At 38.0% G+C, this 1,084-nt stretch carries 1 protein-coding gene; it reads right to left on the bottom strand.

Annotated features, from left to right (window positions below):
- Window positions 1-4: 4 nt before the first annotated feature.
- A protein-coding gene (locus HT723_RS00080; protein ID WP_100104145.1) for an IS630 family transposase occupies window positions 5-1,052 on the bottom strand; the annotation gives its coding sequence in 2 pieces (ribosomal slippage) (window positions 5-569 and window positions 568-1,052; 1,050 coding nt in all).
- Window positions 1,053-1,084: the final 32 nt, after the last annotated feature.

The raw sequence follows: 1,084 nt of genomic DNA, 5'->3' as shown, positions 1-1,084 counted from the left end.
ATACTCAATCATTTTCAAAAAGCAACCTTGTCCATTGTCTGCTGACAGTGGACTTTAAAACGCTTTTTTCCAGTCCTTGAATAACTTCTTGAAGCTTATCAATGACGGCTTCCAATGTTTGGAAAGCCTTGTTTTTGAAACCTCGTTTTCGAATTTCTTTCCAGACTTGTTCAATAGGGTTCATTTCTGGTGTATAAGGTGGGATAAAAGCCAACTCAATATTACTTGGAATCTCTAAGGTACTTGATTTATGCCATATAGCATTATCCATGACAAGTAAAATATAGTCATCTGGATAAGCTTGTGAGACTTGCCGTAGAAATTCATTGGTCCACTCAGTATTGCATCCTCCAGCAATGAGGAAAAAGGAATCTCCTGTCTGAGCATCTACTGCCCCATAACAATAGCGATATTCTCGCATATAATGACTAGGAATGCTAGGTCGGATTCCTTGAGGAGCCCAACAAGAACTCATCTTACTGATTCTTCCGAAACCAGCTTCATCTTGGTACATCAAACGTACTTTGTTATAAGTCCCCTCTTCTTTAAAGCGCTTACTCAAGGTCTCGAATGTAGATTTTATTTTTAGACGTCTCAATTGTCTGAGCGTCTGCCTTCTTGGGATGCTCAGGTCGAGGAGTGACCGTTCGCCAACCATGTCGTTTCAGGAGATAATAGAAACCATCACGTGTGGAAGTGCGACCAATCTCTTTTTGATAGGCTTCAAATAACTGATTGACAGTTACAAATTCCCCAGCCTGAGCAGTTTCTATATGACGTTTTAGAAATGCTTGTTCTTCTTCGTAAGTCATATATTCTCTATGACGTCCACCACGGGTCTCTTGAAGAAGCGCTTCTAAACCAAACTCCTTATATTTTTTCAAATTCCTCCAAACAGTTGTTTTATTGCAATCTAGCAAATCCATGATTTCCTTATAACTCTTTTCTTTTGAGCGAAAATAAATAATCTGTAGACGTTTGTGATATTTGGCGTACGATGAATCTCTTAGGAGTTGTTCAATTTTTTGTGTTTCTTCGTTTGTAAGTTTCATAACTACTATTATAAGATGTTTTTTGATTTTAG

The organism is Streptococcus sp. 2106 (assembly GCF_013277315.1).
GTDB classification, from domain to species: Bacteria; Bacillota; Bacilli; order Lactobacillales; family Streptococcaceae; genus Streptococcus; species Streptococcus pseudopneumoniae.
This window is presented reverse-complemented; position numbering and strand designations above follow the sequence as displayed.